Annotated in this window: 13 protein-coding genes; 1 reads left to right on the top strand and 12 read right to left on the bottom strand. The window is 36.2% G+C overall.

Annotated elements, in window-relative coordinates:
- Positions 1–71 precede the first annotated feature (71 nt).
- The 11 genes from argH to sppA form a co-directional block, all read right to left on the bottom strand.
- Positions 72–1,445, bottom strand: coding sequence for an argininosuccinate lyase (gene argH, locus K9V48_RS07855; RefSeq protein ID WP_224138172.1), 1,374 nt, complete (start codon positions 1,443–1,445; stop codon positions 72–74).
- Complete coding sequence (locus tag K9V48_RS07850; protein WP_224138170.1) at positions 1,442–2,641, bottom strand: argininosuccinate synthase; 1,200 nt, start codon at positions 2,639–2,641, stop codon at positions 1,442–1,444. The genes argH and K9V48_RS07850 overlap by 4 nt, the downstream gene beginning before the upstream one ends.
- 476 nt (positions 2,642–3,117) lie before the next feature.
- Positions 3,118–3,636 (bottom strand): MogA/MoaB family molybdenum cofactor biosynthesis protein, encoded by a 519-nt coding sequence (locus tag K9V48_RS07845; protein ID WP_224138169.1) that lies wholly within the window; start codon positions 3,634–3,636, stop codon positions 3,118–3,120.
- 10 nt (positions 3,637–3,646) lie between these two features.
- Positions 3,647–4,489 carry an EcsC family protein gene (locus K9V48_RS07840; protein WP_224138168.1) on the bottom strand — a complete coding sequence of 281 codons (843 nt, stop codon included), beginning with the start codon at positions 4,487–4,489 and terminating at the stop codon, positions 3,647–3,649.
- Positions 4,490–4,706: 217 nt separating this feature from the next.
- A complete protein-coding gene (locus K9V48_RS07835) occupies positions 4,707–5,894 on the bottom strand; it encodes an acetate kinase (RefSeq protein ID WP_224138167.1) in 1,188 nt (395 codons plus the stop codon).
- Between the two features lie 490 nt (positions 5,895–6,384).
- Positions 6,385–7,374: a class I SAM-dependent methyltransferase gene (locus K9V48_RS07830; RefSeq protein ID WP_224138166.1), complete on the bottom strand. Its 990-nt coding sequence runs from the start codon at positions 7,372–7,374 to the stop codon at positions 6,385–6,387.
- A gap of 298 nt (positions 7,375–7,672) precedes the next feature.
- Positions 7,673–8,173 carry a thiol peroxidase gene (tpx, locus tag K9V48_RS07825; RefSeq protein WP_224138165.1) on the bottom strand — a complete coding sequence of 167 codons (501 nt, stop codon included), beginning with the start codon at positions 8,171–8,173 and terminating at the stop codon, positions 7,673–7,675.
- 186 nt (positions 8,174–8,359) lie between these two features.
- Positions 8,360–8,809, bottom strand: a complete 450-nt coding sequence (ytfJ, locus tag K9V48_RS07820; protein WP_224138164.1) for a GerW family sporulation protein — start codon at positions 8,807–8,809, stop codon at positions 8,360–8,362.
- 89 nt (positions 8,810–8,898) lie between these two features.
- Complete coding sequence (locus K9V48_RS07815) at positions 8,899–9,612, bottom strand: DUF2953 domain-containing protein (protein WP_224138163.1); 714 nt, start codon at positions 9,610–9,612, stop codon at positions 8,899–8,901.
- A gap of 442 nt (positions 9,613–10,054) precedes the next feature.
- Complete coding sequence (locus tag K9V48_RS07810) at positions 10,055–10,582, bottom strand: RDD family protein (protein ID WP_438803876.1); 528 nt, start codon at positions 10,580–10,582, stop codon at positions 10,055–10,057.
- 12 nt (positions 10,583–10,594) lie between these two features.
- Positions 10,595–11,599, bottom strand: a complete 1,005-nt coding sequence (gene sppA / locus K9V48_RS07805) for a signal peptide peptidase SppA (protein WP_224138162.1) — start codon at positions 11,597–11,599, stop codon at positions 10,595–10,597.
- Between the two features lie 156 nt (positions 11,600–11,755).
- Here sppA and K9V48_RS07800 point away from each other — a divergent pair, with 156 nt between their 5' ends.
- Positions 11,756–12,559 carry an NAD kinase gene (locus K9V48_RS07800; protein WP_224138260.1) on the top strand — a complete coding sequence of 268 codons (804 nt, stop codon included), beginning with the start codon at positions 11,756–11,758 and terminating at the stop codon, positions 12,557–12,559.
- Between the two features lie 267 nt (positions 12,560–12,826).
- Here K9V48_RS07800 and K9V48_RS07795 read toward each other — a convergent pair whose 3' ends face one another.
- Positions 12,827–14,413 carry an amidohydrolase gene (locus tag K9V48_RS07795; protein ID WP_224138161.1) on the bottom strand — a complete coding sequence of 529 codons (1,587 nt, stop codon included), beginning with the start codon at positions 14,411–14,413 and terminating at the stop codon, positions 12,827–12,829.
- Positions 14,414–14,498: the final 85 nt, after the last annotated feature.

The raw sequence follows: 14,498 nt of genomic DNA, 5'->3' as shown, positions 1-14,498 counted from the left end.
GCTCCTTATTTTCATTTACTCGCGATTAGTGTCTCTGAAAATAAGAAGCTTATTCACTCACTATTGTAGACTTAGTTTAAAGTCGCTTTCGCTTTTTCGATTGCGTTTCTCACCATTATGAAGCCTGTCCCACCAGCGCTCATCCGCTTTCTAACGGCTTCATAAGGACTAATAATTTCATATAAATCCTCCTGAAACAGTTCAGAAGATTGTTTGTAGTCTTCAAATGGTAAATCTTTTAAGTAAATACCTTTTTGAATGCACTGATAAACAAGAGTTCCTACAACCTCATGCGCTTCTCTAAAAGGCATTCCTTTAGTAGAAAGATAATCAGCGAGTTCAGTTGCATTCGAAAAGTCTTCGTTTGTAGCCTTTTCCATCTTTTCTTTGTTCACTTTTAATGAATCAATCATACCGATAAATATTTGAAGACTGCCTTCAATTGTTTTGACAGTATCAAACATTCCTTCTTTATCTTCCTGAAGGTCTTTATTATATGCTAACGGAAGTCCTTTTAATATCGTTAATAAAGACATTAAATTACCATAGACTCTTCCTGTTTTCCCTCTAATTAGTTCTGCCATGTCAGGATTCTTTTTCTGTGGCATGATACTACTTCCAGTTGCGTACGTATCATCAAGCTCAATAAATTGAAATTCTTGAGAGCACCATAAAATGATTTCTTCACAGAAACGTGATAGATGCATCATTAACAAAGAACTGTTACCTAAAAATTCAATGATGAAATCTCGATCACTTACACCATCTAGGCTATTTTCATAAATTCCGTCAAAATCGAGTTTTTCTGCCGTATACTCACGATCAATCGGAAAGGTTGTTCCTGCAAGGGCAGCACTTCCAAGTGGTGAAATGTTAATTCGTTTAATTGATTCGGTAAATCTTTGTTTATCACGGTCAAGCATCCAAAAATAAGCCATTAAATGATGGGCAAATGAAATTGGTTGTGCCCGTTGAAGATGTGTATAGCCCGGTAAGATTGTTTCTACATGCTCTTCAGCCTTAGCTAAAAGAGATTTTTGAAGCCCTTCGATTAACTCAACAGCCATCACTACATGCTTACGTAAATATAAGTGCATATCTGTTGCAACTTGATCGTTTCGACTTCTTCCTGTATGTAATTTTCCTCCTACAGGACCAATTTCATCAATTAACATCTTTTCAATGTTTAAATGAATATCCTCATAGTTAACTGAAAAGGTAAGCTCATTCTTCTTTGCTTTTTCTAAAAGCGTCGTTAAACCCTTGGTGATTTGCTCCGCTTCTTCGTTGCTAATAATCCCACATTTACCTAACATATCCACATGAGCAAGACTACCTGTTATGTCCTCCTCAACTAATTCCTGATCAAAATGGATGGATGCGCCGAACTCATCCACCCATTGTTCAGGGGTTTTTTGAAAACGTCCACCCCAAAGTTTTTTCATACTTCTACCTTCTTGTTTTTCACCATGCTGTTCACTTTCGTTGGAAGTCCCCATAATTCAATAAAACCGATTGCTGCATTGTGATCAAATGCATCATCTTTTGTATATGTTGCAAGCTTCTCATCATATAAAGAATACTCAGATTTTCTGCCTTCAACAATGGCATGACCTTTAAATAATTTTACGCGAACCGTACCAGTAACATATTTTTGTGTTTCTTGTAAGAAAGCATGTAATGCATTCTTTAATGGTGAGAACCATAATCCGTTATAAATTAATTCAGTTAGCTTTTGCTCAATCATTGGTTTAAAGTGAGCAACTTCTTTTACTAATGTTAAATCTTCAAGCTCTTTATGTGCTTTAATTAGTGTCATTGCACCAGGACATTCATAAACTTCACGTGATTTGATCCCAACTAGACGATTTTCAACATGGTCAATACGTCCAACACCGTGCTTACCTGCAATTTCATTAAGCTCTAGAATCAACTCATGAAGTGGATATGCTTTATCATTGATTTTCACTGGTACACCTTGTTCAAAATGAAGTTCAATTATTTCTGCTTCGTCAGGTGTTTTTTCTAATGGTACAGTTAAATCGTATGCACCTTCTGGCGGCGCAGCCCATGGGTCTTCTAAAATACCACATTCATTACTTCTTCCCCAAAGGTTTTGGTCAATTGAATATGGGCTGTCTAAATTGATTGGAATTGGAATATCGTGTTTCATTGCATATTCGATTTCTTCTTCACGTGACCAGCCCCATTCTCTAACTGGCGCAAGAACTTCAAGATCAGGGTTTAAAGCTTTAATCGATACTTCGAAACGAACCTGGTCGTTTCCTTTTCCTGTACAACCATGAGCAATAGCTACAGCATTTTCTTTTTCAGCGATTTCCACAAGTTTCTTGGCAATCAATGGACGAGATAATGCTGAAACAAGTGGATATTTCCCTTCATATAATGCATGAGCTTGTAAAGCAACTAATGCGAAATCTTTCGCATACTCTTCTTTTGCATCAATCATATATGATTCTACTGCACCTACTTGAAGAGCCTTTTGTTGAACGAATGCTGTATCTTTTCCTTCACCTACATCTAAACAACATGCAACAACTGAATAACCTTGTTCTTGTAACCATTTAATTGCAACAGAGGTATCTAATCCTCCAGAATATGCTAACACTACTTTTTTCATCTATGTGTTCCCCCTTGAATGTATAAAAATTAATATATGTTTATAAAAATACATTTTCTATGTAAGTATCACTTTACCAACGTTCTACTATTTCGTCAATAGAAAACTGTATATTTTTGCAGAATATTTGTATAAAAATTAATTCAACCTTTTTTATCCCAACCAAGTAGTTTGATTAGAAGGTCAATTGAGGTAACGATGCTATTCAATATTTTAACCTTCCCACCTCAAATCATGAATGGGAATTGCTGCATTGAACGGATCTGGAACTTATTTTGTTCGTTTTATCTTTTTAGCGCGGGAGATATTGGAATAAAAAGGAATAATCTTCACAGAATGAAGAAGGATGCTTTCCCCTCTCTTGTCAATTGCATGCAAAGAGTTCAGAATTTGGTTGAGAGTGTGAGTCTACAATGAACATACTCACATAAGAAAAGAAGGCTACACTGGCAGCCCTCTTTTCTTATGTGTTCCACTTAATGAGATAGATCTTTTCTTATTTCTCTTACTACGTGACCTAGTTCTGGAAGGATCAGTTTTTCCATGGCCAATTTGACAGCGCCTGACGAACCTGGCATGGCAAAAACAGCTGTGTCCATCGCAACTCCCGCTAAAGCTCTGCTTAAAATAGCTGCAGAGCCAATATCCTCCTGAAAACTTAACATACGAAAGATTTCTCCAAATCCGGGAATCTCTTTTTCAATTAACGATTGAACAGCCTCGATTGTGACATCACGTTTTGCAATACCTGTTCCTCCATTTGTAAGAACAACATCAATATCACGAGCTTCACATCCTTCGGTGATAGAAGTACGGATTAATGTTTTTTCATCTCTTACAATTTCATATTCACTCACTTGATGTCCGTTCTCTTCTAATAACTTTTTGATTAGCTTCCCACTCTTATCCGTTTCTTTATCTCTCGTATCGCTAATTGTAATAACCTTACACTTAACAGAATGCGGGGCTTCAAGCTTATGCTCAATATTACTCATAACATCCCTCCTAGATCCCATTTGATTTTTCGTTAATTAATCTATATTGATAAAATTTATTGGCAAATTCCGTTACTTGCCGTGTAAGCTGGTAATTAGCCCCTGCTCCAATCATGATACTAAAAAGGGGCAACCCAGCAACAATCTTTCTTTTTAAAAAGCTTAATACAGAAAGCTTTGTCACTTGTTTTAAGATGAATTCCAAGCTAGTTGAATCAGCAAGATCATCTTTTCCTTCATAGAAATAGTACATGCTATCCCTTTCATCTATTTCCTTTTTCAATTCTTGCCATTGCTGATATTGAAGATGTCTTGGCATGAGTGAAGCATAATAAACTTTTAAGGATAGCATCATTTCAAATGGATTATTAATTTCATATCCATAACACATAGCTACCATCTGAATAGAGCGCAGATTAAGTATCGTTTGTGCTGGTATATCAACACCTGTCAGGAGAATTCCACCTGTCCCAGTTATACCGCCTTGAATAAATGAATATAGGCGGTGCTTTGCTGTTTGAAGGTCTGCTAAATAATGGAGTTGATCAATAGAAAGCATATGTAAATCATCAATTTGAACAATGTGTTCGTTCAATATCTTTGCCGATAAGAGTATTTGTTTTTTAACATCTTGTTGAAATAAAGAATTTTGAATAAAAGAATGTAAATTAAAAAGACTTTCATCTATTTTCCTAAAGAATATTTGCTTTACGGAACCTGGAAGAGCATCAATTTTCCGATTCATCCATCTATTAAATGCCCTCTCTAAATCGGTACGGACATCAGTTCGTAATTCATTTTCCCATAATGCGATTTCTTTTAAAATCACCTTCCGATATTCAGTATCATTCATCCTATTATCTCCTTATTCCTTCGACGTAATAAGTAGTTACTAACAGCTGAATCTCGTTACATGTAAATCATAACACAAAAAGACAGTCGATTTCTCCTCGACTGTCTTTGTTCTTCGTTTAGGTTTATGTGTGTCTGCTATCACTTTGTCCTCTCTAAAAGAGAATTAACGGGCACCTTATGTCCTTAGCCCGAACAACCTGCTCACTTTAGTTAAATTACTTCGCTAAGCGAACAACATCACGTGCAATCATAACTTCTTCATTCGTAGGAATTACTAATACTTTTACTGGTGAATGTGGGTAACTGATATATGTTTCCTCACCGCGTACTTTATTAAGTGATGGATCCCAATAAACACCCATAAATTCTAAGCCTTTTAATACCCGCTCACGAATTTCCGAACTGTTTTCACCGATTCCCGCAGTAAAAATAATCGCATCTACACCAGACATTCTTGCAGCATAAGAACCGATGTATTTGTGAATACGGCTTGCAAATACATCAAGAGCCAACTTAGCTCTTTCATCGCCTTCTTTTTCTGCTTGGATATTATCGCGTAAGTCGCTTGATATCCCGGAAATTCCTAAAATCCCACTCTTTTTATTTAAAACGTCTAATACTTCATCAACAGATTTGTCGGTTTTTTCCATAATGTATGGAATAAGAGCTGGGTCTATGTTGCCTGAACGCGTCCCCATTGCAACACCTGCAAGTGGAGTGAATCCCATTGATGTATCAATCGATTTGCCACCTTCAATTGCAGCGATACTTGCTCCGTTCCCTAAGTGACAAGAAATCAAACGTAAGTGTTCAATTGGTCTTCCCAAAATTTCTGCTGCACGCTCTGATACATATTTATGTGAAGTCCCGTGAAAACCGTATTTACGGATGCCAAATTTCTCATAATATTCATATGGAAGGCTATATAAAAACGACTTTTCAGGCATTGTTTGGTGGAATGCAGTATCAAACACAGCTACTGAAACTACATTTGGTAATACCTCTCTAAATGCCTTAATTCCAACAATGTTCGCTGGATTGTGAAGCGGTGCTAATTCAGAAAGCTCCTCCATCTGTTTTAACGTTTCATCCGTTATTAGTGTAGAATCACTGAAGATTTCCCCACCATGTACGACACGGTGACCAATTCCCTCAATTTCATCTAGTGAATCGATAATTCCTAAATCAGTTAATTTTGATAAAAGAATTTTTACTGCAACAGCATGGTCAGCTAGGTCTGCCACCTCTGTTTGTTTCTCACCATTTACGGTAATTGAAAATACAGAATCTTTAATACCTATTCTCTCGACTAAACCCTTTGTTAAAACTGTCTCACTAGGCATTTCAAAAAGTTGAAATTTCAATGATGAACTACCAGCATTAATCGCAATTATTTTTGCCATTATTTTACTCTCCTTTTTATTCCGTTCCAACTGTTTTTGTCAAACATGCAGCGGCATGCGAACAGTCAGAGCACGAATCCTCCGACTATCTTAACGTCATATTTTTTTGCAATTGTTCATTCTCTATTTGTACGATCAAAGTTTATTTCCCATTGAAAGATAGGATATGAAAAACGATAGCCTCCGACCAGTTTTTAGTAGGAAACCCAAATTTCCTGCTAAACTTTCTCATTTTGCTGAATGTTAACATCTTTATTCTTTACAAAATGCGACCGATTATTATCTGCCATTACCATTTAAACATTGCATTTTCGACATTTCAAGGAAATGAATTAAATTAAACCGCTTTCAACACAAAGTCTTATTATTCGAAAAATTTAGGTAGTTAAAAGGTGTATTGTTCAAGCCATTTAGTAAGGATTCATCCATTTAAAATACAAAAATAGAGACCCCCTAATATGAGAGCCTCTCCTTCCATCATTCAGAAAACTTATTTGTTCTCTTTAAACCATTGATCTATTTTCTTCATAATTGAACTCATTGCTACTTTATCTGAAAATTTCGGTAAGTCAACAAGCAACGCCTGCTTAGGAGGGATGCTATTTTCATCCTTTTTTTGAAGAACTAAGATGCTTTTCCCATGTTTTTCATGTTTAAATAATGAAATTGGTAATTGAATAAACCCTTGAATGATTGCCACTTCTCTTAAATATCGATTAAGCTTCGGTGCTTCTTTCGTTTCAAATAGAGAATTAGGCACAATAAAAAACAAATACCCATTTTCCTTCGTATGCTTTATGCTCTGCTCAATGAAAAGATGATGTGAATACGAATGTCCTTCATCTGCCTTAAGCACATATTTAGAGGCCTCAATATCATTAGGATAATAGCCAACTGGTAAATCACATACAACCACATCAACTGGATCAATAAATAAACGCTCTAAACTATCTTGGTTGAAAAATTTGACCGGATGCTCCTGAAGGTTCGCATTAATATATGATAATTTTATAAGTAAATCATCAACATCTACACCATAGCTCTCGACTTGTTTTGACGCTAAATAATTTAAAATTGTTGTAAGTAGGTTACCTGTCCCAACCGCAGGATCTAATACAGAAATCTCATTTTGACTTCCTACAAATTTACTTACTAAATAACCTAAAAATAACCCAATTGTATCCGGCGTCATTTGATGGTTAGGGTGTGCACCCTCTTTTAATCCTTTTAAAATTGCCAACTGATATGCTTTACGTAGTTCCTCTTTTTCAAATGTGTCTATTTTTACGGATTCATATTTACGTTTTATACTTTTTACTGTAATTTCACTAAGATCTTCTTGCAAAATAGAACCATGGAAAATATTTTCACCTGTTTCAGCAACTGCTTCTATGTATGATAATTGACATTCCTTAGCAATGAGATCTGCTGTTTCATTTATTACTGCAAATAGGTTCTCTATCTTAGAAACTGTTTTCATCCCTTTTCCTCCTCGCCGTATTACCTCTTATTATTTTAGACATTGATTAAGAAAAGCGCAAGCGCCTTGGTCAGCCCCGACAAGCATAAGCCGCTCTTGAATAGAAGGTGTTTTTCACCTTCTATTCAAGAGCGGCTTAGACCCAAGAGGGGCTAGGCGCTGGAGCTGGACATTTCTCGAAGCCTAAACTTATAAATTCTGATACGAGAACAAAAGCGCAAGCGCCTTGGACACGCAAAAAGACTGCCCAATTAGGACAGTCTCATTCATCGTTATCATTGTTTGTTAAAGGTTCCTTTTATTGTGCAGATTTAGCAGCTTCGATTGCAGCTTCGTAGTTAGGATGATTTGTTGCTTCACTCACATACTCTACATAAGTTACTTTATCATTTGCATCAACAACAAATACCGCACGTGCTAATAAGCGCAATTCTTGAATATGAACGCCATAAGCTTCACCAAATGATGCATCACGGTGATCAGAAAGTGTTTGTACATTTTCAATCCCATTTGCAGCACACCATCTTTTTTGAGCAAATGGTAAGTCCATGCTAATCGTTAATACTTCAACATTACCTAGAGCAGATGCTTCTTCGTTAAAACGACGTGTTTGAGCATCACAAACCCCAGTATCAATTGATGGTACCACGGAGATGAGACGAACCTTTCCTTTTGAATCAGCAAGTGTAACAGGAGCTAAATCGTTCGAAAGCACAGTAAAATCAGGTGCATTGTCCCCTACCTTTACTTCATTTCCTAACAATGTAACTGGACTGTTTTTAAACGTAATAGAAGCCATACCAAATTCCTCCTTTTTAATATATGTACAGTGTAAATATAGACTAGCTTTCCGAATTAATCAATTATTTTAAACTGTTAGAAATACGCAACCTTCCATCTAAATTCAGCTCAGTTTTTCTTACACGCTTTCCCATTAGCATATAATTGCTGAACCAACACAAAAATTTAACTGCCAATAGGGCAGTTAAATGTCTAAGTCATGTTTTGGTTGATTGTATTCATCTTTGCTGTTCGTATTATTTTTATCTTTTTTGAACATTCCTTGTATTTTCTCAAACGTTTGTGGGGCTGCTTCTAATATTTTTTCATAAAGATGAGTACTTTCATCTAAATGTAGTATTTTCACACCGGAAGAAGATACGATTAAAAACGCAATCGGCGTAATTGAAACTCCACCACCACTTCCACCGCCGAACGGTAGTTTTGGTGATTTTTGAGCATCACCCTCTTCTGCACCTGTAGAATTGAATTCACTACCTCCTGCCGCAAATCCAAATCCTACTTTTGATACAGTTAAAATAACACTCCCGTCTGGTGTTTCTACAGGATCCCCTATGATTGTATTAACGTCAATCATTTGCTTTAAATTTTCCATGGCTGTTTTCATTAGTCCCTGAATTGGATGATCACTCATTCTATGTAGCCTCCTTCAATCATATTAAATGTAACCGGTCATTTGCATCTCATACTAAAAAAGTGTCTCCAAATGTATCCCCATCCTAGTTAATTTGTAAAAAGTGAGAATGGTTTATTTTTCAACTTTGGAATTCCACCTTTCCAATATTTAATGATTTGAATACCTGCCAATATAGTCTGCCCGATTCGAAATTGAAAAATACACTGTAATTTTGTTCTTGAACAGTATTGGTTAAATTCAGGTGTAATGGTAACAACAGGCTTAGCAATTAACCTCAAATATTGGCTAATTATCCCGATAACGCTTCCTTTAATTGCCCATGCAGCACCTGTTAACAAGCCAGTATGTGCTGCATCACCAACCCCAAATTGCGAATGCCACTCAAGTTTTTTTATTTTTATTTTCTTTAAAAATCGACGAATAATTTTATGTAACCCAACGATATGTTCTATAATCTCTTTTATATCCCTTATGCCATTAAGTACGTCTTCAGGTGTTACCTTTTTTTCTTTTCCTTTAGGATTTGCATTATGAATTGCATTTTCACTTCCGACTTTTTGCTCTTCCTTTACAATAAGATTTGGCCCATCATCATCTATCTTCACTAATGGTATGTTGATCGTATAGCGTAGTAATCCAAACCATGCGCGAAATTTCACTTTAAACTGGTCGTTATCACCGACATGATTTAAGTCGAGTGTAACAGTCACTTTTGTAAAAAGGATAAGGAAAAAGAGGATGAATAAAAGCAATAAGATGATAATTAACCAATTCAAATAGCCCCACACCCTTTCAATCATCCATTATCACCCCTCTAAAAACAAAATAAACCTACTGATTTATTAAGTAGGGTTCCGTTTTGGAGCGCTTTTGTTAAAATTCCAGAAGCAATGACATGTTTTTTACATAGTAAGTATGCATTGATTTTGAAGTTTTTTTTAATTTCCTCGATTATTGTTCTTGTTCTGTAATAAGGAAAGCTGAATAATGTTCGTAATTTTACAGATTACGCGTAACAACGGTGTATCCTTTTGGTACCGCAATCTTCTTTTCACTTGAGTGACGGGCAACTTTGATCGGCTTTCATTACCGTTTTCTCACTTTTTTCATTCTCGGGCATATAGACCGTGCTATTCTTTAAAACTAGTCATTTAAACTAAGTACACAACATTTCCCGCGTCAGCTTGCAGTAAAAGTTAAGATAAGTCTCGCACTATTATTCATCAAAAAAAGCCTGCTGATTTATTCAGCAGACTTTTCTTCTAACTTTTCGATAAATAATTTCTCATGTATAACCTGTGTATCTGCAAAAATATCATGCAATCCTTGCTTTTTAGGGGTAAATGCAACAACAACATAGGCAATCCAAATGATTTTAGAGATGTAGCGTCCGATTAATTCCCTAAATAAAATTGTACCCCAATTTAACCGATCCCCTTTTAGCGAAACTACTTTTATTCCGAATATCATTTTTCCTAATGTTTGTTCAAGGTACTTTGTCATTAAAACAAAATAGGCAAAAAAGATAATAGTAGTTGCAATGGAGACAGGAGAAAACATAAATGAATCACTGTTATTTAGTCCCATCAGTCCAAATAGAGGGTAGATAACGATTCGATTCACACTACCAATGACAATCAAATCAACTAAATAAGCCCAAAAGCGGATCCAAAATCCTGCTGGTAAATAGTTATAATCAATTGTATTTTTGTTTTCTATAGACTCATGCGCGCGTTCGATCGTATTTGAATCTTCAATAGTAGCATCCACGTTTATCCCCCCTTATTCTGAATACAAGTACATAAGTCTTGGAGAACCTTGGTGAGAAAGCAGCTTGTAAAGATTAGATAATTCAATATCATCTTTAAATACTTTACTAGCACTCATCGTTAGGAAGGAGCTTAGTCCTAATGAATCACCATATTCAACGACCTGTGCGTCCTTTAAATCGAAGTCCTTTCTCATTGCATCTACCGCTTCATCAAAATAACCAAGCTCATCAATCAGTTTCTTTTCTTTTGCCTGTCTACCATCATATATTCGACCATCCGCAATAGTACGAACCTCTTGTTCAGATAATTGACGCCCCTCTGATATGACATTTACAAATCCTTTATAAGCATTGTCTACCATCGATTGAAGAATCTTTCTTTCTTCCGCTGTCATCTCACGAGTAGGTGAGAAAATATCCTTGTATGGACCACTCTTAATTGTTTCAACCTTTACACCATATTTTTCAGCTAATTCCCCATAATTGATTGACTGCATAATAACGCCAAGAGAACCAGTAAGTGTATCTGGTGCTGCAAAAATTTTGTCAGCTGCAGTAGCTATGTAATAACCACCTGATGCAGCTGTGGTACCCATAGAAACATACAGTGGCTTTTCGCTTTTCGCTTTTAATTCCATTAGTTTTTTATGTATTTCAGCACTTTCCACAACTCCCCCACCAGGTGAGTTTACTCTAAGGATGATTCCCTTTACATTGTTATCTTCACCTGCTGCCTCAACCATATCTAAAAAGGTTTGATGATGATAACCTGCAGTACTAAAAAAAGACGTAACATCTTCTCCAGTGTCTTGAATAACACCATTTACGTTTAAAACAAGGATTTTATCAAGAGAAGTACCTTCTTCAATAACCTCCTCCGAGAATTCAGAACTTGATGCAAATGCATCTGTAAATAGCTTACTTTGATTTATAAACATCATTGCTGAGCTAAAAATGATCGAGAACACGAATAAAACACCTGCAATTGCAATTGCTCCCCAGCGTTTACCATTCATTAAATTTGCCTCCTCCTTTTTCAAATATCGTTATTCTATGAATTTTGTAGCTAATAAACCATTACATTATGTAAAAGTGGTAAACTTAATAACATAGTGTATTGTATCATTTCCAAGGTAAAAAGTGGAGAAATTACCTTATCAAGGGGAGGAATTATCATGTCAGCTCGTCGTAATCTATACTTTTATTACACAAAAGAGGAAAAATTAGTGAAGAAAATCATTTCCTTAATCGAAATGACAAAGGAAAATGGATTTCAAGTCGTAGAAGATCATGCTCTTGCAAATATTATTGTAAGTATTGGAGGAGATGGGGCATTTTTACAAGCAGTTCAGAAAACAAATTTCCGTTCAGACTGTCTATACGTCGGGATTAGAACCGATGAAACAATTGGCTTGTATTGTGATTTCCACCTTGATGAACACGAAAGAATGCTTCAATCCATAACTGAATCACTACTTGAGGTTAGACGCTATCCCGTATTAGAAGTAACGATCAATGATAGAGCAACATTTAAATGCTTAAATGAATGTTCAATACAGTCTAGTATTATTAAAACATTTGTCCTCGATGTTTTTATCGATGATCTACATTTTGAAACATTTAGAGGCGATGGAATGCTTGTTTCGACACCTACTGGTAGTACAGCTTATAATAAATCAGTAAATGGAGCCGTGGTTGACCCGCTTCTGGCTTCCATGCAGGTAAGTGAATTAGCTTCCTTAAACAACAACTTATATCGTACACTCGGCTCTTCATTTATTTTAAGCTCCACAAGAAAGCTCTACTTAAAAATTGCACAAGACGGAAATAATTATCCTCTTATCGGTATAGATAACGAAGCACTAAGTATACGAAATGTACAAAATCTAGAATTTAACCTTAGCCAAAATCCAATTAAAACGGTGAAGCTAAAGGATAATTCATATTGGGATAAAGTAAAAAGAACGTTTTTGTAAAGAACAAAAGCGGAAGTGCCTTCAATTCATGCGTGGCTTATGACCCCGAGGGGCTAGGCGCTGGAGCTGGATGTCGTGCGCTTATCCACAGTACAAGAGTTTTATAGTTTCCTATAACAGAACAAAAGCGGAAGTGCCTTGATCAGCCTAGGCAAATAATCCAATCCAGAGGTTGAAGATGTCCTATACCTTCAACTTCTGGTCAATTAGGATAAATAGTCATTAACTCTAAGTTCAAAACTGTATAGGTTAAAAACCTTTTTCTTGCTACTCATATTTATACATAATGTCATTGTCTATTACAGTCAACATAACTTTTGTATGTAATAGCTCGTCGTGTTCTATTTCAAAAATATCTTGATCAAATATTGTAAAATCTGCCGTGTACCCTTGTCTAATCATTCCGCGATCATGTGAATGATGAATAGCATATGCACTTCCTTTCGTATACAGTTCGACCGCTTCGTAAACTGATAGTTTTTGCTCTGGATAATAGCTCATCCCGGAGTTTTCATAAGAACTAGTCCTTGTTACGGCTGCATAAATGCCTAATAGCGGATCAATTGATTCAATTGGTGCATCAGAACCACCGGCGCAATGTATTCCTTCTTGAAGCAACGTTTTCCATGCATAGCACATATCCATATGTTCCTCCCCAATTCTTTCAATTACCCAAGGAAAATCACTTGCTACGAAACGCGGTTGAATATCCATGATAATAGGAAGTTGCTTCGCCTTTTCAATTAAGTCTTTTCGTAAAACTTGTCCATGAATCAGACGATCGTGTTGGCCTTTTTGCGGTGGATTTGCACATATTGCATCAAGCGCCCATTCGAATGCTAAATCGCCAATTACATGGATCGCTACCTCCATACGATACCCTCTCGCTTTTGAAATGAGTGTGGCTAATTCAGATTTTGAATGAATTGCTACACCAGTAGTATTGGGAGCATCGTGATATGGAAAACTTAACAAAGCCGTTCTTCCTCCTAGAGCCCCATCGGCAAAGATCTTCATCGCACCAAACTCACCGTTCCTCCCTAAATCCCTTTTTTTCTGATGAAATTCATCCACGATTTGATGATGAATGAGTAAATGAGTGCGAAATTTTAGCCCTTTATTTAATACATGATGAAAAGCACCTAATGTCTGATCTAAGCTTCCAAAATAGGACAAATCCTCAGAATGGGCACCTACTAAACCTTTTTGGTAACACTCCTTTATCGATACCTCAAGTGAATGCTCTAATTCTTTTTGAGTTGGAGATGGAGCAATGTCGAGCAAAAACTCTTGCGCTTGGTCAAGTAAATAACCAGTTGGTTCATTTTTTTCATCTTTCACAATAACCCCACCTATTGGGTCAGGTGTATCCCTAGTAATATTAGCAAGTTCTAACGCTTTTGAATTCGCGATAACCGCATGTCTACAAACCCTTCTTAACAATACTGGATGGTCTGGTGCAATTTGATCTATTTCTATTTTATGGATAATCCTTTGGTCCACCAGTTGGTTTTCATTCCATCCCTCGCCTATAATCCAACTTCCTTGCTTACTATTATTTACGCGATTTTTGATCATTTCTAACAGTTGTTCTGCACTGGTTGTCAGAGAAAAATCTAATCGCGAAAGCTTTTCCCCATGTCCTATTAAATGAACATGGCTGTCGACAAGACCAGGAATCATTGTTTTCCCTTTTAAATCATACGTTTTGTTTATTTCTGTTTTATATTTATTGGTTAAATCCTTGTAGCGACCTGTTTCTATAATAAAGCCCTTTTTGACAAATACCGCTTCAACATGACGACCTTCTTTTTCTAATGTATAGATTTTCCCACCAAACCATAATGTCCCCACACTTCATTCCTCCATTTAGATCAACAAAATTCATATCTGAATGTTACCATATATACTTATTTCCCCAAAAACAAAACCCAAGCGA

The sequence above is a fragment of the Metabacillus rhizolycopersici genome (assembly GCF_020075705.1).
Note: the sequence above shows the minus strand (reverse complement) of the source record. Positions and strands in the feature narration are given on the sequence as shown.